Below are 22,779 nucleotides of genomic sequence, written 5' to 3'. Positions count from 1 at the left end.
TGCGCCGGGGGACGCGCGGGTGTGACCGCTGCCGCCCGCCGGACATGACGGGACGAGGAGGTGCAGGCAAGCGACGCGTCGTCGACACGCCCGGGATGCGTCCAGGGGCACCGCAGGAGGGGTGCTGGACAATCCAGGGCGTGGACGCCGAGCAGACCGACGCGCAGCTGTGGGCTGCCGTCGCGCTCGGCGACGGCATCGCGTTCGCGACGGTCTTCGACCGTCACGGCGATCGCGTGTGGCGCCACGTCTGGAGGATGATGCAGCACAGGCAGGACGCGGAGGACGTCGTCTCGGCGACGTTCGCCGAAGCCTGGCGCAGGCGAGCGAGCGTGCGCATCGTCGACGACTCGCTGCTGCCGTGGCTGCTCGTGACCGCGACGAACTGCGCACGCAACGCCGGCCGCAGCAGGCGACGGCTCGACCGGCTCATCGCCCACATCCCACGTGCCGACGACGCGCCCGACGCCGCCGACGTCGTGGGCGACCGGCAGGCCTCCGCCGACGCGAAGGCAGCGGTGACGGGCGCGCTGCGGGCGCTCTCGCCCGCCGATGCGTCGCTCATCGCGCTCGTGATGCTCGAGGAGGTGCCGCTCGCCGACGCCGCACGCGCGCTCGGCATCGGCTACGGCGCCGCGAAGACCCGCATCCATCGTGCGCGCGGCCGCATGCGTGCGCAGCTCGAGGCGGCAGGCGTCGCCCCGACGCTCGAGGAGGTGCCGTGAACGACGAGGCCCGTCCCGAGATGGACGACGAGTTCGCCGCGCGGATGCGCCGCGGCCTCGCCGCCATGGCGCCGCGCGAGGTCGCGCGCACCCGACGCATCCGCCGCCGCGCCGCCGGTGGCGTCGTCGGCGCGCTCGCGATCGCGGCCGTGACGGTGCTGGGCGTGCAGGTCGTCGGCGCTGGCGACGGTGGCGGGGTCGAGGCGGCGCCGACGCCCACCCCGACGCCGTCGGTCACGGCGACGCCCGAGCCGAGCGTCGAGCCGACCCCCGAGCCGTCGTCGCCCGAGACGCCGGTGCCCGATCCCGAGCCGACCCCGCCGCCCGGCTTCGAGGGGGTCGCGGCAGGCGTGCCGGTCGTGACGGAGACGTTCGACACCGCAGGCGGGGGCGGCTACGGCGACGCGGGTGCCGCAGGCGGCGAGCCGCTCCGCGTGCACGACGTCTACGTCCTGTGCCGTGGCCAGGGCGTCGTGGAGACGCCGCTCGAGACCGTCGACTGCGCCGCCCAGGCTCCGCTGACCGTCATGGCGTACCTCGGGACCACGAGCCTCGTCTCGGAGGGCGGCTACCCGCGCGTCGTGCTGAGCGACGACTTCACGGGCACCGTGCGCATCGTCGCGCCAGGCGAGACGCCCGGTGGCATCGGCGTGGCCGGCGTGGCCTCGGTGTGGGTCGACTGCCCTCCCCGCATCGAGACGGTCGGTGGCGTCGCGTTCGCATGCACCTGGCGCCAGGGCACGATCCTCCCGCTCGAGGAGGCCGCGTGGGGCATCCCGTACTCGGCGGACCAGCTCGTGCCGCCCGTGGTGCGCGCCGACCCCGAGGGCGCCGCCGCGGTCGTGCGGTTCGTGCTCGACCCGGAGGATTGACGCCCGCACGCATCGTTCGCAGCGTGTGACCTGCGCGGGTGGCCGGACATGTCGGAGCGAGCAGGTGCGCCCGGCGCCCGCGGTGAGGAGATGTCGTCATGGCGACCAGCAGGCAGACGCTGACGACGACGGGAGCCGCGCTCGCGGTGGCGATGCTGGCGGGCTGCGCGGCCGGATCCCTCGACCCTGCCCCGGAACCCGTCGGCCAGCAGCCGTCGGCTGCGAGCCCGTCGTCGACCACGTCGTCACCGCCGGAGCCGAGCGCGGTCGGCACGGTGTTCACGACGCAGAACGGCACCGCGTCGTTCACCCTGCCCGCCGGATGGGCGGTCGAGGATGCGAGCGTGCTCCAGCCGCAGAGCTTCCATGGCGGTCCCGCATGGCAGAACGACGTGGCAGTGCTCGACGCGGGCGGCGTGCTGCGCGCCACGTACGCCGACGGCTACGGCGACGACGTCGGCGCCGCGGACGAGCTCGGCGAGGTGCGGTCGATCCCGGCCGCGAACGGACTGCATGCGGCCGCGTGGTGGACGTCGTCGCTCGAGGGCGACGCATGGTGGGTGGAGGCGGCGGTGGTCGCCGACACGTCTGCCCCGCACCGCACCGTCAGCCCCGACGGCTTCGAGCGGCTGCACGCGTTCACGGCCGACCTCGCGAGCGTGCCCGAGTGCGCATCCGTGGTGGACGAGGCGAGTGCGCTCGCGTGCCTCGAGGCTCCCGGCACGACCGAGGCGCTCGATCTGCTGGCGACGCTCGAGCTCGTCGAGCTGCCCTGGGATGCGATGCCGGAGGGCGTCGACCCCCAGACCGACGTGCCGTGGATCGATCACGTCTCCGACGACGGCGCGATCGCGTTCTCGTATCCGGCGTCGTGGTCGCTCCTGGATCACGGCCCGCTGGTGGGCGCCCCGGGCGGCACGATGGTCACGCTCGTGACCCCCGACGGCTACCAGGCGCTCGACATCGCCACATCGCCCGCACCGCCCGAGTCGTCGAGGTGCGAGGCCGACCAGACGGCACCGGGATGGACGCCGGTCGTGGTGCTCTCCGGCGAGTCGGTCGACCCGTTCGCCGACCCGTCGCTCGACCAGGGCGCTGCCCTGCAGCTGCTCACGTTCGACTTCGGCGAGGGAACGATCGGCGTGGCGATGCTGCGTGCCGCCGATGTCGAGCGCGGCTGCTTCGAGCCACTCCTGGCGGCCGGCAGCGGCGGCATCCACGTCTCCACGCCGTGGGGCACCGACGCCGAGGGGTTGATCTACGACCGGTACCCGGACGGGGCGGGGTTCGTCGGATCGTATGAGCACGACGTGATGCTCGAGGTGGTGCGGTCGCTCCAGGTCCGCGCCTGAGGGCCACCGGACGCGTGCGGCCGGATGCGACCGGCATCCGCGGGTCGCCCGTAGGATCGGTGTCCGTGAGCGACGCCACCCAGACCCCTGCCGACGTCCGCGACGACTGGGTCTCGAGGCTCGCCGACGAGGTGATCGAGAAGGCCGCGCGCCTCGGCACCACGCCCGTCGTCGCCTCGGGCCTGTCGCCGTCGGGCGTCATCCACCTCGGCAACTTCCGCGAGGTCATGAGCCCGCACCTCGTCGGCGACGAGATCCGCCGCCGAGGGCTCGAGGTCGAGCACATCATCTCGTGGGACGACTACGACCGCTTCCGCAAGGTGCCAGGCGGCATCGAGGGCGTCGACGAGACGTGGGCGCAGCACATCGGCAAGCCGCTCACGTCGGTGCCGGCCCCTCCCGGCTCGACGCACGAGAGCTGGGCGGCGCACTTCCGCGCGCAGGCCGAGGAGGGGTTCGCAGCCCTCGGCATCCGCTACCGCGGCATCTCGCAGACCGAGCAGTACACGGCGGGCGCGTACACGGAGCAGATCCTCGACGCCATGCGCAAGCGCCGCGAGATCGACGCGATCCTCGCGCAGTTCCGCACGCTGCCGGCCGCGAAGGACGAGGACGAGGAGCTGCAGCGGGCCCTCGACGCAGGATCGGGCGCCGCGACCGAGGACGACGGCTCCAGCGGCGCCGAGTACTACCCCTACAAGCCGTACTGCACGGCGTGCGGCACCGACCTCACGACGATCACCGCCTACGACGACGACTCGACCGAGCTGACCTACACGTGCGCATGCGGCCACGGCGAGACGGTGCTGCTGCGCGAGTTCCGCTCCGGCAAGCTCGTCTGGAAGGTCGACTGGCCCATGCGCTGGGCCTACGAGCGCGTCGTGTTCGAGCCGTCGGGCGTCGACCACCAGTCGCCGGGCTCGTCGTTCCAGGTGGGCCTCGAGCTCGCGCCGCTGTTCGGCTGGGAGCGCCCGTACGGCCCCATGTACGCGTTCGTCGGGTTCGGCGGCGCCGCGAAGATGTCGTCGTCGCGCGGCGGCGCACCCGCGCCGCTCGACGCGCTGCAGGTCATGGAGGGGCCCGTGCTGCGCTGGCAGTACGCCAGGCGCCGCATGCACCAGTCGTTCGACGTCGCGTTCGGCTCCGAGCTGCAGCGTCTCTACGACGAGTGGGATGCGCTGGGGCGCAAGCTCGCAGCTGGCACGGCGGGCGCTGCGGAGATCGCCGCGCACGCCCGCGCCGTCGGCACGGCCGACGAGACGCTCGAGTCGACCCCGCACCCGGTGGCGTTCCGCACCCTCGCGTCGCTCGTCGACCTCTCGACCGGCGACCCTGCGCAGCTCGTGCGCCTCGTGCGCCAGGTCGACCGCGCCGTCGACGACCTCGGTGCGCTGCAGCCGCGGCTCGGCCGCGTCGAGACGTGGGTCGCGACGCAGATGCCCGCCGACGAGCGCACCGTCGTGCGCGACGAGCCGGATGCAGCCGCCCTCGCCGCGCTCGACGAGCTCCAGCGCGAGGCGATCGCGCTGCTGCTCGACGGCGGCGGCGGACTGCCCGCCATCGGCGACGCGTGGACGATCGACGGCCTCACGAACCAGGTCTACGGCGTCGTGAAGGTGCAGCGAGGCCTCGAGCCGTCTGCGATCGTCAAGGGCGACAAGGAGATCGGCGCCGCGCAGCGAGCGTTCTTCACGACGCTCTACCGCCTGCTCGTCGACCGCGACGCGGGCCCGCGCCTGCCGACGCTGCTGCTGGCGATCGGCGAGGAGCGCGTGCGGAGGCTGCTGGGCGGCTGATCAGGTCGGCGGCGAGGGGCGCGCGCACCGCGGCGGTACCATGGAGCCATGCCGCAGGACTTCTGGGGGAACGCGATCTTCTCGCTGGTCCCGACGATCATCGTCGTGACGATCTTCTGGTTCGTGCTGCGCTCGATCTTCCGTGCCGACCGCACCGCACGCCGCGTCTACGACCGCATCGAGGCCGAGGAGCGCGAGAAGGCAGGGCTTCCGCCCAAGGCGTGAGCCTCGCCGTCGCCGCCGAGGCGGCGTCAGCCCTCGTCGGGTGAACGGCTGCCGTCGGCGGGCGGCGCAGGCGGCTGCCACGTCGCCTGCTGAGCGGGCTGCTGCTGGACGGGCTGCTGCTGCCCTCCCCATGGCGCGGGAGCCTGCTGCGGCGGGCCCCACTGCTGCTGCTGCTGCTGCTGTGGTGCAGCCGGGGGCCACGCCTGCTGACCCGGGTGCGGCGACGTGGCCTGCTGCGGCCACCCCTGCTGCTGGGCGCCGTACCCGGGTGCTCCGTACCCGGGTGCTCCGTAGCCGGGTGCTCCGTAGCCGGGGGCGACCGCGCCGGGTGCGACGCCCGCCATCGCGAACGCCGGCTGCTTCGGCAGCAGCAGCGCCTCGGCGCCCGGCGCGCCCTCGGTGCGGCGCTGCCACCCCTTCGACATGAGGTGCACGGCCACGTACGACAGGCCGAGCGCCGCGATGCACGCCACGAACGCGACGAGCTGGATCCAGAACGGCCCCTGCTCGCCCGACGACGTCGCGAACGGCGACATGCCCATGAGCGCGAGCGGCAGCATGATGAAGACGTTGTTCGCCGTGTGCACGACGCACGCAGCCTCGAGACCGCCCGTGCGGAACGTGAGCATGGCGCACGTGAATCCCACGAGCGACACCTGCAGGATCGCCAGCGGCGGGTAGCCGATGTGGGCGAGGCCGAAGACGAGCCCGATCGCACCGCCGGTCACGAGCGACGACACCCAGGGGTTCCGCATCCAGGAGCCGAGCTGCTGCGTGACGATGCCGCGGAACGCGAACTCCTCGCCGGAGGACTGCAGCGGCGTCGTGAGCAGCACGATCGCCACGAGCAGCCAGTCCGGCTGGAACCGGAACTCGAACGTGGGGTCGATGAGGAACGTGATCGCGACGTAGATCGCGAAGATCGGGGCCACGACCATGGCCGTGCGGCCCACGGCGCGCCAGCGCCACCTGCCCGCGACCGAGAACGCGAAGCCCATCGCCTTGTCGCCGTAGGCCGCGAGCGCCACGACGGCGCCGGGGATCATCGCCGCCCACGACAGGTTCACGCCGAGGAACGCCATGGGCGAGCCCATGAGGGTGTCCATGACGTAGGCGGGATCGGATGCCGCGACGCTGAGGTCGGAGAACAGCTCGATGACGCCCGGCATCATGAGCGCGAGCGCGATGGCCTGCCCGAGGAAGAAGAAGCCGATCGCGATCGCCCACGCGAGGAACCAGCGCCCCACGCGCTTCGTGAGGGGGCGCAGCGCCTGCGCGTACACCTGCCCCTCGAGCGGCAGCGCGGCGGGCACGCGGGCCCGCGACGGTGCGGCGGGCGGCTGCTGCCATCCGGGAGCGCCTGGCGCGCCGCCGTGCTGCGCGCCCTGCTCGTGCGCCGCCACCTGCGCGGCCCACTCGCGCTGGGCGCGCACGAGGTCCTGCTGGATCGCGTCCTCGCCACGGCTGAAGCCCGACGGCACGACGCGATCGGGCTCGCGATCCGGCGCGGCGACCGGGTTCGCGACCGGCGCCGACGGATCGGCGGGCTGCTCGGGGCGGCGGATCGGCGCGGGGGCGTCGGTGCGACGCGGGTCGTCCTGGCTCACGAGACCTCCATGCATGGCAGGGTATCCAGCCAGCATCGGTCGCACCTGTGCGCCGCCATGCCGACAGCGAACAGGCCTCCGCGGCTGGCTCGTTCGGTCTAGCCTCGAATCCAGACGTCAGGAGGCATGCGATGTTCGAACGGTTCACCGATCGCGCCCGCCGTGTGGTCGTCCTCGCCCAAGAAGAGGCGAAGATGCTCAACCACAACTACATCGGCACCGAGCACATCCTGCTCGGCCTCATCCACGAGGGCGAGGGGATCGCCGCCAAGGCGCTCGAGCAGCTCGGCATCTCGCTCGACGCCGTGCGCGAGCAGGTGCAGGACATCATCGGCACCGGTGCGCAGCAGTCGAGCGGGCACATCCCGTTCACGCCGCGTGCCAAGAAGGTGCTCGAGCTGTCGCTGCGCGAGGCGCTGCAGCTCGGCCACAACTACATCGGCACCGAGCACGTGCTGCTCGGTCTCATCCGCGAGGGCGAGGGCGTCGCCGCCCAGGTGCTCGTGAAGCTGGGCGCCGACCTCAACCGCGTGCGCCAGACCGTGAACCAGCTGCTCTCGGGCACGCAGTCGCGCGAGTCGGCGACCGTGGGCGGCGAGACGCAGCAGCAGGGTGGCGACCAGAAGGGGTCGCAGATCCTCGACCAGTTCGGGCGCAACCTCACGCAGGCTGCTCGCGACGGCAAGCTCGACCCCGTCATCGGGCGCGAGAAGGAGATCGAGCGGGTCATGCAGATCCTCTCGCGCCGCGGGAAGAACAACCCCGTCCTCATCGGCGAGCCCGGCGTCGGCAAGACCGCCGTCGTCGAGGGCCTCGCGCAGGCGATCATCAAGGGCGAGGTGCCCGAGACGCTGAAGGACAAGCAGGTCTACACGCTCGACCTCGGCTCGCTCATCGCAGGCTCCCGCTACCGCGGCGACTTCGAGGAGCGTCTCAAGAAGGTGACGAAGGAGATCCGCACGCGCGGCGACATCATCACCTTCATCGACGAGATCCACACGCTCGTCGGTGCAGGCGCCGCCGAGGGCGCGATCGACGCTGCGAACATCCTGAAGCCGCTCCTGGCACGTGGAGAGCTGCAGACGATCGGCGCGACGACGCTCGACGAGTACCGCAAGCACTTCGAGAAGGATGCCGCGCTCGAGCGCCGCTTCCAGCCGATCCAGGTCGCGGAGCCCTCCGTGGCGCACACGATCAACATCCTCAAGGGCCTGCGCGACCGCTACGAGTCGCACCACAAGGTGACGATCACCGACGGTGCGATCGTCGCGGCGGCGAACCTCGCCGACCGCTACGTGCAGGACCGCTTCCTGCCCGACAAGGCCATCGACCTCATCGACGAGGGCGGCGCACGCCTGCGGCTGTCGATCCTGTCGGCCCCGCCCGAGCTGCGCGAGTTCGACGAGAAGATCGCCGACGTGCGCACCCGCAAGGAGCGCGCGATCGAGGACCAGGACTTCGAGGGCGCCGCGCGTCTGCGCGACGAGGAGAAGAACCTCCTCGGCGAGCGCCTGCGGCTCGAGAAGCAGTGGCGCTCCGGCGACGGCGGCCCCACGGGCACGCTCGACGAGGGGATCATCGCCGAGGTGCTCGCGAACGCGACCGGCATCCCCGTCTTCAAGCTCACCGAGGAGGAGTCCGCTCGCCTCGTGTTCATGGAGAAGGCGCTGCACGAGCGCGTCATCGGCCAGGATGAGGCGATCGGTGTGCTCGCGAAGTCGATCCGGCGCCAGCGTGCAGGCCTCAAGGACCCGCGCCGTCCGTCGGGATCGTTCATCTTCGCCGGCCCCACGGGCGTCGGCAAGACCGAGCTCGCCAAGGCGCTCGCCGAGTTCCTGTTCGACGACGAGGACGCCCTCATCTCGCTCGACATGTCGGAGTACAGCGAGAAGCACACCGTCTCGCGCCTCTTCGGCGCCCCTCCCGGATTCGTCGGCTACGACGAGGGCGGCCAGCTCACCGAGAAGGTGCGCCGCAAGCCGTTCTCGGTCGTGCTGTTCGACGAGATCGAGAAGGCGCACCCGGACATCTTCAACTCGCTGCTGCAGATCCTCGAGGAGGGTCGTCTCACCGACGGTCAGGGTCGCGTCGTCGACTTCAAGAACACCGTCATCATCATGACGACGAACCTCGGCACGAAGGACATCGCAGGCGGCCCCGTCGGCTTCGTCCTCGAGGGCTCCACGGCGAACGACTACGACCGCATGCGGGCGAAGGTCAACGAGGAGCTGAAGAAGTCCTTCCGCCCCGAGTTCCTCAACCGCGTCGACGAGACGATCGTGTTCCCGCAGCTCACCCCGCACGAGCTGCTGCAGATCGTCGACCTGTTCGTGAAGCGTCTCGCGGACCGCATGATGGACCGCGACATGACGATCGAGCTCGAGCAGTCGGCCAAGGAGCGTCTCATCCACCTCGGCTACGACCCCGCGCTCGGCGCCCGCCCGCTGCGGCGTGCGGTGCAGCACGAGATCGAGGACACGCTGAGCGAGAAGATCCTGCACGGCGAGCTCGAGGCGGGCGCGCACGTGCTCGTGCGGTTCGTCGATGGGGCGTTCGAGTTCACGGTCGAGGACCGCTCGAGCGCTGCGGAGGCCATCGAGGCCACCGCGGGCTGACGCCTCCCTCGCACGTCCGACGCCCCCGCATCCACTGGATGCGGGGGCGTCGTCGTGCGCCCCCGCGCCACCGGCCGTTCGCGTTTCGCAGGTGATCAGGTGGGGTCGAGGGAAGATGCCCCTCGAACCCCCCTGATCGCCTGCGAAACGCAATGGTCTGCGGGGTCAGGGGGTCGTGGAGGCGGCCTTCCTGCGCCGCACCGCGACGATGCCGGCGACCGGGCCGAGCGTCGCGACCACCGCCGCGAGCAGACCGAGTGCGACGACGAGCGCGAGGTCGGCGGGGCGTTCGTCGGGCTCGGGAGGCAGCTCGAGCGTGGGCGTCTCGTCGGACGCGGTGACGACGCCCTCGGGGTCGAGCCTCGCGACGGCGGCGACCGGGTCGACGACGCCGCCGCCGACCGACGGGTCGAGCGTCTCGCCCTCTGCGAGCGGCGCCGTCGAGGCATCGGCGGTCACCACGAGCCGCGCGCCGACCTCGGTGGCGGTGAGGTCTGGCCACTCGGCCCGCACGAGGGCGGCGGCGCCCGCCGCGTACGCCACCGCGAGCGTGCCCTCGTCGCCCGTGACGTGGCCGTCGCCGTCGGGCACGGCGCCCACGAGGCCGCCGGAGGGCGCTGCGAGGTCGGGAGGGGCGCCGAGCTGCGAGGGCTCCGCGCCGCCGTCCTCGTCGAGCGGCGCGACCGACAGCACGCCGTCGATGCTCGCAGGGTAGGCGAGCGCGTCGGTGGTCGGTGCGCTCGCTGCAGCGACGACGAGCACGTCGGCGGCGATCGCCACCTGCACGGCCTGCTCGAGCTCCGGCGAGGTCGACGCGGACGTGAGCGGGATCGCGACGACGCGAGCGCCGCCGTCGACGGCGGCCGTGATGCCTCGCGCGAGCAGGCCGGGGAGGTCGCCTGCGAACGCGAGGGCGTCGGGGTCGTTCGTGAGGCGCACCGGCAGGATCGTCGCGCCAGGCGCGATGCCTGCGAACTCGGTGCCCTCGACGGGGTGCCCGGCGATGAGCGAGCCGACGAACGTGCCGCGTCCGTAGCAGTCGACGTCTCCCGTGCCGCCGGCGAGGTCGGTGCCGGGCAGCACGGCACCCTGCAGCGAGGCCGCGTTCGCGCTGACGCCGGTGTCGAGCACCGCGACGATCACCTCGCCCGTCGTGCGCGGCCACGCGCGCTCCGCACCCATGCGCTGCTGGCCCCACGATGCGCCCTCGATCACGGGGGAGCCCGCCGACGCCGCGCACGACTCGGCGGACGCCTCCGTCGCGTTCGCACCCGGCAGGAGCACGCTCGCGACGACCGCGAGCGTCGATGCGGCCGCGACGATGCCGGCGCGGCTCGTCGGAGCGCCTGACCCTGCGCGCCCGCCGCTGCCGGGTCGCCGCGCCATCGTCCGTCCGCGCCTGCGTGCGCCGATCATGCCTGCGGCTCCGTCCAGCCGATCTGCAGCCCCGCACCGCCGCGGCGCGTGAGCAGCGAGGCCCTGCCAGGCGGCAGCGGCCGGCCTCGGCCCGGGGTGAACGTGAGCGGCTCGGAGGCGGGGAGCGACAGCGTGAGCTCCGGCGTGTTCGACTCGTGCAGCCTGCGGATCACGGCATCCATCGCCGTCCTGCTCGAGCCCGCGCCCGCGCGGGCGAGCACGAGGTGCAGGCCGATGTCGCCAGCCTGCGGGATGAGCTCGACGAGCGGCGTGAGCGGACCGCCCATCGCGCTCAGCAGCAGGTCGTAGTCGTCGACGAGCACGAAGTGCTCCGGTCCGCTCCACCAGTCGCGCCGCCGCAGCTGCGCAGGCGTGATGTCGGCGCTCGGCACGCGCTCGCGCAGCTCCGCGACGAGCCGCGCGACGACCTGCTCCGTCGCCGACGTCGAGAACGCCGTGGCGAACTGGTACTCCTCCGGCACCGACTCGACGACGCCGCGGCGCGGGTCGATGACGGTGATGCGCGCCTCCTCGGGCCCGAACGCGTCGACGACGCCGCTCGCGATGAGCCGCAGCGCGCCGGTCTTGCCGCTGGCGGAGTCGCCGACGATGCTGAGGTGCGGCCGTGCGGCGAAGTCGTGCCACACCGGCTGCAGATCCTGCTCGCCGTGCCCGAGCGCGATGCGGGGGCCTGGCGCGGTCGGCGCGGGCAGCAGCGCAGCGTCGAGCACGGCAGGCAGCATGCGCACCTCCGGTGCCACCGCGCCGCTCCAGGCCTCGTGCACGGCCTCGCCGAGGTCGCGGGAGGCGGCGGCGAGCGCATCGACCGTCGTGCGGCCGTCGATCCTCGGCACGCCGGCGAGGAAGTGCATGCCGTCGACCGTGATGCCGCGCCCGGGCAGCTGCGGCACCGTCGCAGCCTTGCGCATGCCGTGGACCGAGTCGATCGGATCGCCGAGCTTGAGCTCGACGCGGGTGCCGAGCTGGTCGCGCAGCGAGCTGTGCACGTCGGTCCAGCGATTGGTCGAGATCATGACGTGCACGCCGTATGCGAGGCCCTGGCGTGCGATCTCGCGCAGCGCCATGTCGTGCTGCTCGAACTCGGCGCGCAACGCAGCCCAGCCGTCGACCACGAGGAACACGTCGCCGAACTGCTGCTCGGCGAGCTCGCCGGCTGCGCGCCGGGCGCGGTACTCGGCCATGCCCTCGAGCGACGCGTCGGTGAACAGCTGCTCGCGGTCGTGCAGCAGCGTGCTCACCTCGGCGATCGTGCGCGCGACCTGCTCGCCCTGGCGCCGCGTGGCGACGCTGCCGACGTGCGGCAGACCCTCGAGCGTCGAGAGGCCGCCGCCGCCGAAGTCGATGCAGTAGACCTGCACCTCGGCTGGCGTGTGCGTGAGCGCGAGGGCGCTCACCATCGTGCGCAGCAGCGTCGTCTTGCCCGACTGCGGCCCGCCGGCGACGCCGACGTTGCCGCCGGCGCCGGCGAGGTCGATCTCGTACAGCTCGCGCGTCTGCTCGTACGGCTTGTCGACGACGCCGATCGGCACGCTCAGGTGCCCGGAGCCCGTCCAGCCGATGGCGTGGAGGCCGCGGTCCGCATCCGGCAGCAGCGGCGGCAGCAGCTGGTCGAGCGTGGGAGGGGGGCCGAGCGGCGGCAGCCACACCTGATGCGCGGGCGGGCCGTGACCGACGAGCTTGTCGACGATCATCGACATGACGGTCTCGTCGGAGGCCGACTCGGCGGCGGTGTGCGTCGGCGCGACGACGGCGTCCTCGGTCTCGGGCTGCACCGCATCCTCGCTCGCGGGCGGTGCGACCGGCGCGGCGGAGAACAGCACCACCTGCTGGCGCACCTCCTCCTGCCGCTGCTCGCGCGTGCGCCTACGGTACGCGCCAGACACGTAGGCGGCCTTGAAGCGCGTGAGCGTCGCGACGTCGCTGCGCAGGAACCCGTTGCCAGGCGCGTTCGGCAGCTGGTGGGCGTCGGGCACGCCGATGACGCTGCGGCTCTCCATCGCCGAGAACGTGCGGAGGCCGATGCGGTAGGAGAGGTGGCTCTCGAGCTTCGTCATGCGGCCGTCCTCGAGTCGCTGGCTCGCGAGCAGCAGATGCACGCCCAGCGAGCGCCCGAGCCTGCCGATCATGACGAAGAGCTCCGCGAAGTCCGGGTTGGAGGCGAGCAGCTCGCTGAACTCGTCGACGATGACGAACAGGGTGGGCATCGCCTCCAGCGGCGCCCCCGCGAGCCTGGCCTTCTCGTGCTCGAGCAGCGAGCTGTAGTTGCCTGCGGCGCGCAGGTACTCCTGGCGCCGGTTGAGCTCTCCTGCGAGGGCGTCCTGCATGCGCGTGACGAGCGTCGCCTCGTCGGCGAGGTTCGTGATGAGCGCGGAGACGTGCGGCAGGTCGTCGAGGCCGAGGAAGGTCGCACCGCCCTTGAAGTCGACGAGCACGAAGTTCAGGGTCTCGGACGAGTGCGTCATCGCCATGCCCAGCACGAGCGTGCGCAGCAGCTCGCTCTTGCCGGAGCCGGTCGCGCCGATGAGCAGGCCGTGCGGCCCCATGCCGCCCTGCGCCGCCTCCTTGATGTCGAGGTCGACGGGGTGCCCCCGCTCGTCGACGCCGAGCGGGATGCGCAGCCTCGAGCGATCGAGCTGCTCGCGCATGGAGCCTGCAGGCGACCAGTGGTCGACGTCGTCGATGCCGAGGAGCGTCGGCAGCTCGAAGTCGGAGACCATGGGCTCGCTCGCGTCCGCCGACCTGCTGCCCGCCCGGTACGGCGCGATGACGCGCGCGAGCGCCGTGGCCGCCGCGACGCTCATGCCGTCCGGCGTGCACAGCGCCGTGCGCTGCAGGCCCTCCGTGCGATCGGTGCGCAGCATGTGCACGACGTCCTGCTGCACGTCGAGCAGCAGGCCGGACGTGTCGTGCTCGTCGATCTCGGTGCCGAGCGTGACGACCGTCGTGCAGCGGTAGCCTGCCGCCGCGAGCCGCGAGCCCGTCGGCGGCGCGATGCCGTCGAAGACGACGAGGTGGTACGGCTCGTCGGCCGTGGGCGAGGCGCCCGGCTCGAACCGCGACCTGCCGTTGAGCTCGCCGTCGAGCAGCTCGACGAAGTCGGCGAGGTCGACGCCGAACAGTCGCGTCGATCCAGCCCCGTCCTGGCTGCTGGGATGCTGCGCGTGGGGCAGCCACTTCACCCAGTCCCAGTCGGCGGCGCGCTCCGGGGTCGTGCAGATCGCCAGCCGCAGCTCGTCGGGCGCGTGCGTCGTGACCGCCTGCGCCACGACCGCGCGCACCATGGCGCGCGCTGCATCCTCGTCGCCCATGAGGCGGACGTCGGCGAGTCGGCGCAGGAACAGCGACACCGGCAGCTCGGGCACCGAGCCGTGCACCGCGATGAAGCGGCGCAGCGCCCTGGCAGACAGCGGCTCGAGGTCGGCGATCGGCTTCGTCGACAGCGGCGTGATGCGCTGGCTGAGGCTGTGCGATCCCGTGCCGATCCGCAGCTCGCCGAAGTCGCCATGGCTGCCCCTGCGCTCCCACAGCCGCGCCGTCATCGCGAGGTTCGACAGCGACGCCGGATCGGGGTGCCGCCAGGTGAGCGATGCGCGCTGCTGCGCGGCGGCGCCGCGCACCCGCTCGCGCATCTGCCCCAGGTAGCGCATGAAGTCGCGGCGATCGCCGCGCACGGTCGTGCGACGCTCGGCTGCGGCGCGCGTGAGCTGCACGAGCACCATGAGCACGGCGAGCCCGAGCATGCCGAGGAAGAGCCCGACGGCGAGCGCCGGATTGCGCTGGCCCAGGAAGACGAGCATCATCACGCCGCTGATGAGCATCATGGGCACCATCATCAGCATCATGAGCGGGTCCTTGGGCTGCAGCTCCGGCAGCGAGGGCGGCTCCTGCAGCTCGATGTCGCCGGAGGGCAGCTCCGGCGGCTTCTCCCGCTGCTGCCTGCGGAATGGGATGGTGCTCATCTCGGCTCTCCTCGATGGGACTGCGTCACCGAGCCCACGGCTGCGACCCCCTCGAGGGGTTCACCGGCGGCGCGGCTCGACGGATCCGCGATCGCGGTGAACCGATCGCGCGCGACAGCGCGTGTGCTGGGCATGACGACCCTCGAACGGCGCATCGAGACCGGCAAGAGCATCGCGCAGCCCGCGGAGCCCCCCGTCGCCGCAGCGGCAGGAGCCGGCGACATGTGCAGGCTGAGCGTCGTGGGACCGACCTCGCGGGTCGAGCTCGCGGTGCCGTCGCACATCCCCATCGCCGAGCTCGTGCCGACGATCGTCGGCCACCTCGACCCCATGCTCGCCACCCGCGGGCTCGACCACGGCGGCTGGGTGCTGCAGCGACTCGGTCACCCGCCGCTCGACGAGGATCGCGGCACGGCAGCCGCTGGCCTGCTCGACGGCGACGTGCTGTACCTGCGACCGCGCACCGGCGCCCTGGCGCAGGCGCAGTACGACGACCTCGTCGACGGCGTGCAGACGGTGCTCGACGCGCGCGAGGACGCCTGGAGCGCCGTGTGGACGAGGCGAGCGGCGCTCGCAGCGGCCGGGATCGCGTGCGCGACGGCGATCGCGGTCGCCGCGGCGACGGGCACGGCGGCGCCGATCGTCGTCGGCGCGCTCGCCCTCGTGCTGCTCGCAGCCGGTGCGCTCGTCGGCAGGCTGTGGGACGACGCGATCGGCTCGGTGCTCATCGGCAGCGGCGTGGTCGCGGCCGCGGTCGCGGGCACGCTGGTGCCGGCGACGCTCTTCCCGGGAGCGGGGTCGCCTCCGCTCGCGGCTGCGACCGTCGGCGCCGCGACCACTGCGGTCGCCGCCGGTGCTGCTGCCTACGCGCGCGGTGGCGTGCGCCCCGTGCTGCTCGCGACCGCCGGCGCGGCGACCGTCGTGGTCGTCGCGTTCGCCGTGCCGCTCGTGCTGGGGCTCGACCTCGTCGCGGGCGCCGCGATGGTCGTGCTCGTCGCGCTCGCCGTCGCGCGCGGCATCCCCGGCCTCGCCGCCTGGATCGGCGGCCTGGGCGTCGACCCCGTGCCGCTGTCGTCCAAGGAGTTCCAGACGGGCCTCGACGCGGTGCCCGCCGACGAGGTCGAGCGCAAGGCGACGATCGCGCAGGGGCTGGCCTCCGCGCTCTGGATGGCGTGGGCGGCGATGCTGTGCGCCGCGATCGCCGTGCTCGCGCTCGCGCCGGGATGGGCGAGCGTCGCGCTCGCGGTCGCCGCGAGCCTCGGCGTGCTGCTGCAGGCGAGGGAGCTGCACGCGACGCTGCAGCGCGGCGCGGTGCTCGTGGCGGCGACGGTGCCGATCGTCGTGCTCGCTCTCGCGCAGGCCGCGAGGCTCGACACGCTGTGGCAGATCCTCATCGCCGCAGCGCTCGTCGTCGTCGCGGCCAACGCATGCGTCGCGGCGCTGCTGCTGCCGCGCAGGCGGCTCGCGCCGACGTGGGGGAGGGCGGGCGACGTCCTGCACTGGTGCTGCGCCATCGCCGTGCCCGCGCTCGTGCTCGCCGTCGTCGGCCTGTACGCATGGGTCGCCGATCTCGTGTGAACCATCCGGGGTGCGTGCGTCGTGGTCGAGGTGAAGGCAGGAGAGGAGGCAGGGCATGTACGGACGACGTGATCTCGTGGACGCGCACCTGTTCCTGCGTGGACGGCTCTCCGCTGCGGTGCTGCGCTCCGACCCCGACGCTCCCGACCGCCCGCTGCGGCGCACGTCGACGGGGATGGGCATCGGCATCGCGGTCGCCGCGGCCGCCCTCGTCGTCGTGGTCGTGCTCAACATCTTCCTCTTCACGACGAACGACGGCTGGCGCGACCAGCCGGGTGCGCTGCTCGTGGACGAGTCGACGGGCAGTCGCTACCTCCTCATCGACGACACGCTGCACCCCGTGACGAACCTCGCCTCGGCAGCGCTGCTCGTGGGTGCGCCCCCGACGGTCGTCCAGGTCTCGAGCGACGACCTCGCGTCGGTGCCGCGCGGCGAGGCGGTCGGCCTCGAGGGGCTGCCGGACGAGCTGCCGGCGCCCCAGGCGACCAACCCCGCATGGACGGCGTGCGTCGCAGACGCCGGGACGGCGCTCGACGTCGGCGGCACCCAGGAGACCGAGCCGCTCGGCGACGACGAGGCGGTGCTCGTGACGACCGGCGACGAGCTCTCGCTGCTGTGGCAGGGCGTGCGCTCGCGACTCGAGGCTCCGTGGGTGGCCAGGGCCATGGGGCTCGAGCCGACCTCGGCGGTGCAGGTCGATCCCGCATGGCTCGACACGGTGCCGAGCGGACGGGACCTCGGCCTGTCGGCGCTGACGCTCGGCGGCGACGGACCGACGATCGCGGGCGAGCCGACGACGCTCGGGCAGCTCGTCGAGGCCGAGGGCGACGGCGCACGCTACGTCGTCGCCGCGGACGGCCTCATGCCCGTCACCGACACCGTCGCCGCGCTGCTGGCGGCAGAGCAGGACCACGCCCTCCCCGAGCCGCGCACCCTCACGACGCGCGACCTCGTCGCCGCCCAGGTGACGGATGCCGCCGCCTGGCAGGGCGAGCTGCCGTCGGCGCCGCCGACGCCGATCGCCGCCGACCTCGCTCCATGCACGGTGTGGGAGGACGGCGAGACGAGCATCGCGGCCGTCGACGCCTCGTCGCTCGCAGAGGCGGCGGGCACGGTGGCCGTCGCGCCCGGTGCCGGGCACCTCGCGGCCAGCGCCGCCGCGCCCGGCGTGCGCGGCGCGGGCCTCTACCTCGTCGGCGACGACGGAGCCAAGTACCCCGTCGCCGACGCCGACACCGCATCCGCCCTCGGGCTCGATGCCTCCAGCTCCCCCGCGGTGCCCGCAGCGCTCCTCGCGCTGCTGCCGACGGGGCCCACGATCGCGACGTAGGAGAGGAGACCTTCCACGACGCGCGCAACCGACCTCCAGACCATCACGACCATCACTCGACCCTGAACGAACCGACGAAGGAGTACGCACATGGCACAGCTCACCGGATTCGAGGCCAACACGCTTCGACAGATCATCAGCCGCACGATGGAGCAGGTCTCCGCGATGGAGGCCGCCCGCGGCCGCGTCGAGGACTCCACCCAGACGCTCGCCGCAGCAGCGCAGGCGCAGGCGGGCACGGTGCTCCGCCAGCGCCTCACCGAATGGCAGAGCGAGTACAGCGACATCAAGAACAAGCTCGACGTGCTCAACACGCAGGTGCAGACGCTCCTGTCGCAGCGCACGAGCACCGACGACTCGACGACGTCGAGCGCCGCGGCCTGACCCCACCACCTCCACGAAAGGAAACCGACATGTCCTTCAACGTCGACCTCGTCCAGTTCGAGGTAGCCAACCAGTCGCTCAACAGCTCCTGCCAGGAGGTCGAGCAGATCCTGCAGAACATCTACGACACGATCCGTCCGATGGGCGAGGCCCAGTGGGGTCGTTCGCTGCCCGTGTGGGGCGAGCTGCAGCAGCGCTGGAACACCGAGTACCAGGAGGTCCAGCAGGCGGGCCTCAACATCAAGAACGCCGCCGTGCGCGTGCGCGAGGAGTTCTTCGACGGCGACCTGCGAGGCGCAGCCGTCTTCAGCTGAGGCACCGGGGTGGGCGCCCCCGCAGGGGGTTCGTCGAGCGGGTCGACCGCGACGGGCGACATGGGGCTCGAGGCGCTCCTCGGGCTCGTGACCGGCGTGGAGGACAGCGGCCTCGCGACCGTGCTCGAGCAGCTGCAGGATCCCAAGACGGGATGGATCACCGGCACGCAGGGTGGCGAGGACCGCGATGCGTGGTCGCCGAACATGCAGTACGGGTACTACCACTACGAGGACAACGTCCGCTCGTACGAGCTCATCAACAATCCGGGCCCGCAGCCGCAGTTCTCCGACGCCTACGAGGCGCTGCGCAGCAACATCCAGACGATCGCCGACGACAACTCGCCCGGCCTCAGCGCGAGGCGAGCGGACACGGCAGCAGCCCTGTTCGCGAACTTCACGACGGTCACCGGGCAGAACGCCGAGCAGATCTCGGCGCTCGCGACGGCGCTGGGCGCCGACGACTCGTCGATCCGCGGATCCGCTGCCGCCGCCCTGCTGGCGCAGCTCACGGCGCAGCAGAGGTCGCTCGAGGCCATGCACCGGCAGCTGACCGACGACGGCGGCGTCGCCGCAGGGCTCGAGGGGGTCGCGGAGGCGGTCCGCACGTTCATGACGTCGGTGCTGAGCACCTGGAACGAGCACGGTCCCGCCATGGGCAGCCTGGCCGGGCGGGCGAAGTCCGCCGTCATGGCCGACATCGTGCAGTACATCCAGGATGCCGACCAGGCGTGGCGCGCGGGTGCGAGTGGCCGGAACGGCATGACGGTCGAGCACGCGAAGGGCGTGTTCGCCGCCTACACGTGGGCCGATCGCGCGGGACTCGCGCCCGAGGGCTTCACGAGCGTCGGCGGCGACCTGCGCAGCGAGGCCACGTACGGCTCCATCAACCGCGCGATCTCGCAGTCCGTCCGCGAGGTCTTGGCGACCATGGCCGGCGAGGTCTACACGGCGCAGCAGACGCTCGAGACGGCGATGCGCACGTCGCTGCGGTCCCTCAAGAACATGCAGGACCCCACCGCGGTGCCCGACGACACGACGCCCGACTACACGGGCGGAGGCGGTGCGGGCGGCGACGGGCCTGGCGGCGGGGGCGACGTGCCCGACTGGGACGAGATCTTCGGCGACGGTCCAGGCGGCGGCCAGGGCGTCGGCGGTGACGGCCCAGGTGGTGGCGGCGGGGCCGGCGGCGACGACATCTTCGGCGAGGGCCCTGGCGGCGCTGGCGACGGCATCGGTGGCGGCGGCGATGGCGTCGGCGGCGACCTCGGTGGTGACGGCGGTGCCGGTGGTGCGTTCGGCGGTGGCGGAGGCGTCGGTGGCGACCTCGGTGGTGGCGGCGGTGCCGGTGGTGCGTTCGGTGGCGGCGGAGGCGTCGGTGGCGAGCTGGCTGGTGGCGGCGGTGCCGGTGGTGCGTTCGGCGGCGGCGGCGGTGCCGGTGGCGACCTCGGTGGTGGCGGTGGTGCCGGTGGTGCGTTCGGTGGCGGCGGAGGCGTCGGTGGCGAGCTGGCTGGTGGCGGAGCCGGTGGTGCGTTCGGCGGCGGTGATCTCGGCGTCGGCGACGGCCTGGGCGGCGACGGCGCTGGGTCGTGGTCGGCTGAGGACGCCCCTGGCGGAGGAGCGGGTGTCGTCGGCGGAGGTGCCGGCGTCGTCGGTGGTGGCGGCGTCGGAGGGTTCGGTGGCAGCCGCGGTCTCAGCGGCGGGAGCGGGAACCAGAGCGGCGGGCCAGCCTCGACGAACCAGGACGACGGCGGCGACGGCGGCGCCGGTGCATTCGGCGACGTCGCGATGCCGGATCTCGAGGACCCGAGCAGCTCGTTCTCGGATCTCACGAACCCGTCCGAGGATGGCGGAGGCGCGGGCGTCGGCGGTGGCGCGGGCGTCGGCGGCGCGCCTGCCGGGCAGGGCGTCGGCGCGGGCGCCGGTGCGGGCCCTGGTTGGGGTGGTGCTGGTGCGGGCGCTGGTGGCGAGGGTCTGGCCTCCGAGTGGGGTGGCGCTGGCGTCGGTGGCGAGGGTGCGGGCCCTGGTTGGGGTGGTGCTGGTGCAGGTGCTGGTGGCGAGGGTCTCGGCTCCGAGTGGGGTGGCGCTGGCGTCGGTGGCGAGGGTGCGGGCTCTGGTTGGGGTGGTGCTGGTGCAGGTGCTGGTGGCGAGGGTCTGGGCTCCGACTGGGCCGGCTCGGGCGCCGGTGGCGAGGGTGCGGGCTCTGGTTGGGGTGGTGCTGGTGCGGGCGCTGGTGGCGAGGGTCTGGGCTCCGACTGGGCCGGCTCGGGCGCCGGTGGCGAGGGTGCGGGCCCCGGTTGGGGTGGTGCTGGTGCGGGCGCTGGTGGCGAGGGTCTGGGCTCCGAGTGGGGTGGCGCTGGCGTCGGTGGCGAGGGTGCGGGCTCCGGTTGGGGTGGCGCTGGCGCCGGTGGCGAGGGTCTCGGCTCCGACTGGGGCGGCTCGGGCGCCGGTGGCGATGGCTTGGGCTCCGACTGGAGCGCTGGTGCTGGCGTCGGCGGCGGCGACGCGCTCGACGACTTCGCGGCAGGCGGTGGCGCAGGCAGCGGAGGCGCAGGCAGCGGCGGTGGAGCCGGATCGCTCTCGACCCCTGGCGGGGGAGGATTCTCGCCAGGCGGCGGCATGGCCGGGCTGTCTGCGAGCGAGCTCGGCGGTGCAGGCTCCGGCCTCGGCAGCGATGCCTCGTTCGGCACCCCGGGTGGTGGCGCGGGCGGTGGCGCCGACGGATTCGGCTCGACCGCCGGTCGTGGCGAGGACGCGTTCGGTGCAGGCGGCGGCGCGGGCGGTGGCGCAGGCGACGGCTCGGCAGCGAACGGCGGTGGCAACGGTGGCGGCGCGGGCGGTGGCATGGGTGGCGGCGGCATGCCGATGGCGCCCATGGCACCGGGCTCGCAGGGTGCGAAGGACCGCGACCGCGAGCGCAACACCTGGCTCGCGGAGGACGAGGACGTGTGGGGCACGACGAACGCCGAGGGCAACGGCGTCATCGGGCTCGGTGACGAGCGCGAGCCGGTGCAGCCGGCCCACGTGCCTGCGGGCGTGGCCGGTGGCCGGCCACCCGAGGCGAGTCGACGTGCCGGGTCCGGCGCGTCCGAGCAGGCTGCGGCAGCGCAGCAGGAGGGAGCATGATGCAGCTCACCGGAGACGACATCGAGCAGATGATGGCCGAGGTGCGCCAGACGCACGCCGACCTCGCCGAGCGTGCGGCCGAGGTCGACGCGCTCACGGCGACCACGACGTCGAAGGATCGCGTGCTGAGCGCGACGGTCGACGCCCGCGGCGTGCTCACCGACCTGAGGATCACGGGGCAGTCCTGGCGCGAGCTCGCGCCGAAGGAGCTGTGCTCGAAGATCGTCGCCATCGTCGCGCAGGCACAGCAGGAGGTGCAGGAGCAGGGGCGGGCGCTGCTCGGCGAGGGCGCCCCCGACGGCCTCGACCCCATGGCCGGCATGCCGTCGGCCGACGAGATGACGGCGATGATGCAGGGGCTCGTCGCGCAGTTCGGGGAGGTGCGCCATGAGCGTTGAGCCGTTCGCAGCCGACCCCGACCGCCTGCGCCAGAGCGCACAGCGCCTGCGCAGCCTGCAGAGCCGCGTGCACGGGCTCTCGGCGACGGTCGACCAGCTCGCATCCCGCTACCCCGACGCGGCCGGCGACGGCGACTTCAAGAAGTCGTACGACACGAACTACGTGCCGGCCGCCGCTGCGGCGAAGGACTTCATGACGCAGCTGTCGGCATCGGTCGAGGAGGTCGCCGAGGACACCACGACGATCGCGCGCGAGTTCGCCGCCACCGAGGACACGGCGACGCGCGAGAGCCGCCACCAGATGTAGGCGGCCGGGTCCGCGGACCCGCCAGGAGGCCCCGCGGGGCTCGAGGGAGAGGAGGATGCGATGGCGCTCATGGTCAGCAACGAGGCCGCGAACCTCTTCCTCGTGCTCGCGGGCGAGCGCTTCCCCATGGCCAACGAGGACCAGCTGCGCGCCCTCGCGCAGGGCTGGGAGCTCGCAGCCCGTGAGCTGAACGACCTCGACGGCGACCTGCGCCGCGACCTCGCCGCGACGCAGCAGGGCTTCTCGGGCATGAGCCGCGACGCGTACGACGAGTACGTCTCGTCGCTCACCGAAGGCGACGGGCTGCGCGAGGTCGCGGAGTCGATGCTCTCGAGCTCGCAGTTCCTCGAGCAGCTCGCGCTCGACGTCGAGTACACGAAGTACACGCTCATCGGGGCGCTCATCGCCCTCATCGCCGAGATCGCCTGGGCCATCGCGATGGCCGTGCCGTCGTTCGGCGCGTCGCTGGCCTGGCTCGCGGCGCGCAAGGCGATGTACACCATCCTGTTCCGCACGATCCTGCGCAAGCTGCTCGCCGAGATCGCGAAGGGCGCAGCGTTCAACGTGCTGAGCGAGGTCGCGATCGATGCCGTCGCGCAGCTCACGCAGATGGCTGAGGGCAACCGCACCGAGTGGGATCACGACAAGACGTCGGGTGCCGCTGCCGGCGGGGCGCTCGCCGGGATGTTCGGCGGCGCGGTCATCCTCGGTGGCGCGGGGATGGGCAAGGCGTTCGGCAAGGGCGGCGGGCCGGGCG

General features: G+C 73.0%; 17 protein-coding genes. 14 read left to right on the top strand and 3 right to left on the bottom strand.

Features of this window, described 5'->3' with window-relative positions; all coding sequences use genetic code 11:
• Positions 1 to 140: 140 nt before the first annotated feature.
• From ACZ6H8_RS01000 to ACZ6H8_RS00980, 5 genes are all read left to right on the top strand, one after another.
• A complete protein-coding gene (locus tag ACZ6H8_RS01000; protein WP_464143522.1) occupies positions 141 to 725 on the top strand; it encodes an RNA polymerase sigma factor in 585 nt (194 codons plus the stop codon).
• Positions 722 to 1,597, top strand: a complete 876-nt coding sequence (locus ACZ6H8_RS00995) for a hypothetical protein (RefSeq protein ID WP_464143520.1) — start codon at positions 722 to 724, stop codon at positions 1,595 to 1,597. The genes ACZ6H8_RS01000 and ACZ6H8_RS00995 overlap by 4 nt, the downstream gene beginning before the upstream one ends.
• A gap of 98 nt (positions 1,598 to 1,695) precedes the next feature.
• Positions 1,696 to 2,949, top strand: a complete 1,254-nt coding sequence (locus ACZ6H8_RS00990) for a hypothetical protein (RefSeq protein ID WP_464143519.1) — start codon at positions 1,696 to 1,698, stop codon at positions 2,947 to 2,949.
• A gap of 65 nt (positions 2,950 to 3,014) precedes the next feature.
• Positions 3,015 to 4,745, top strand: coding sequence for a lysine--tRNA ligase (gene lysS, locus ACZ6H8_RS00985; RefSeq protein WP_464143517.1), 1,731 nt, complete (start codon positions 3,015 to 3,017; stop codon positions 4,743 to 4,745).
• 48 nt (positions 4,746 to 4,793) lie between these two features.
• Positions 4,794 to 4,970: a hypothetical protein gene (locus ACZ6H8_RS00980; RefSeq protein WP_464143515.1), complete on the top strand. Its 177-nt coding sequence runs from the start codon at positions 4,794 to 4,796 to the stop codon at positions 4,968 to 4,970.
• A gap of 26 nt (positions 4,971 to 4,996) precedes the next feature.
• On the opposite strand, the gene ACZ6H8_RS00975 is transcribed toward ACZ6H8_RS00980, so the two are convergent.
• Positions 4,997 to 6,577, bottom strand: a complete 1,581-nt coding sequence (locus ACZ6H8_RS00975) for a lysostaphin resistance A-like protein (protein WP_464143514.1) — start codon at positions 6,575 to 6,577, stop codon at positions 4,997 to 4,999.
• Positions 6,578 to 6,708: 131 nt separating this feature from the next.
• On the opposite strand from ACZ6H8_RS00975, the gene ACZ6H8_RS00970 reads away from it, so the two are divergent.
• Positions 6,709 to 9,192 carry an ATP-dependent Clp protease ATP-binding subunit gene (locus ACZ6H8_RS00970; protein WP_464143513.1) on the top strand — a complete coding sequence of 828 codons (2,484 nt, stop codon included), beginning with the start codon at positions 6,709 to 6,711 and terminating at the stop codon, positions 9,190 to 9,192.
• Positions 9,193 to 9,357: 165 nt separating this feature from the next.
• Here ACZ6H8_RS00970 and ACZ6H8_RS00965 read toward each other — a convergent pair whose 3' ends face one another.
• Positions 9,358 to 10,608, bottom strand: coding sequence for a S8 family serine peptidase (locus ACZ6H8_RS00965; RefSeq protein ID WP_464143511.1), 1,251 nt, complete (start codon positions 10,606 to 10,608; stop codon positions 9,358 to 9,360).
• Entirely contained in the window at positions 10,605 to 14,588 is a 3,984-nt protein-coding gene (gene eccCa / locus ACZ6H8_RS00960) for a type VII secretion protein EccCa (protein ID WP_464143510.1), read from the bottom strand. Before eccCa ends, ACZ6H8_RS00965 begins: the two co-directional genes overlap by 4 nt.
• A gap of 132 nt (positions 14,589 to 14,720) precedes the next feature.
• Between eccCa and eccD the strand changes: the two genes are divergently transcribed.
• The 8 genes from eccD to ACZ6H8_RS00920 all read left to right on the top strand — a co-directional run.
• A complete protein-coding gene (gene eccD, locus ACZ6H8_RS00955) occupies positions 14,721 to 16,166 on the top strand; it encodes a type VII secretion integral membrane protein EccD (RefSeq protein WP_464143508.1) in 1,446 nt (481 codons plus the stop codon).
• A gap of 55 nt (positions 16,167 to 16,221) precedes the next feature.
• Positions 16,222 to 17,496: a type VII secretion protein EccB gene (gene eccB, locus ACZ6H8_RS00950; RefSeq protein ID WP_464143507.1), complete on the top strand. Its 1,275-nt coding sequence runs from the start codon at positions 16,222 to 16,224 to the stop codon at positions 17,494 to 17,496.
• 90 nt (positions 17,497 to 17,586) lie between these two features.
• Positions 17,587 to 17,880 (top strand): hypothetical protein, encoded by a 294-nt coding sequence (locus ACZ6H8_RS00945; protein WP_464143506.1) that lies wholly within the window; start codon positions 17,587 to 17,589, stop codon positions 17,878 to 17,880.
• A 29-nt stretch (positions 17,881 to 17,909) separates the two neighbouring features.
• Positions 17,910 to 18,194 (top strand): hypothetical protein, encoded by a 285-nt coding sequence (locus tag ACZ6H8_RS00940; protein ID WP_464143505.1) that lies wholly within the window; start codon positions 17,910 to 17,912, stop codon positions 18,192 to 18,194.
• Positions 18,195 to 18,203: 9 nt separating this feature from the next.
• Positions 18,204 to 21,317 carry a hypothetical protein gene (locus ACZ6H8_RS00935; protein WP_464143504.1) on the top strand — a complete coding sequence of 1,038 codons (3,114 nt, stop codon included), beginning with the start codon at positions 18,204 to 18,206 and terminating at the stop codon, positions 21,315 to 21,317.
• Positions 21,314 to 21,715, top strand: a complete 402-nt coding sequence (locus tag ACZ6H8_RS00930) for a YbaB/EbfC family nucleoid-associated protein (protein WP_464143503.1) — start codon at positions 21,314 to 21,316, stop codon at positions 21,713 to 21,715. Before ACZ6H8_RS00935 ends, ACZ6H8_RS00930 begins: the two co-directional genes overlap by 4 nt.
• Positions 21,705 to 22,022 (top strand): hypothetical protein, encoded by a 318-nt coding sequence (locus ACZ6H8_RS00925; protein ID WP_464143501.1) that lies wholly within the window; start codon positions 21,705 to 21,707, stop codon positions 22,020 to 22,022. The genes ACZ6H8_RS00930 and ACZ6H8_RS00925 overlap by 11 nt, the downstream gene beginning before the upstream one ends.
• Before the next feature lie 60 nt (positions 22,023 to 22,082).
• A partial coding sequence (locus ACZ6H8_RS00920) for a WXG100 family type VII secretion target (protein WP_464143499.1) occupies positions 22,083 to 22,779 on the top strand: 697 nt, incomplete at its 3' end.

The organism is Agrococcus sp. AC640b, assembly GCF_979255995.1.
This window is presented reverse-complemented; position numbering and strand designations above follow the sequence as displayed.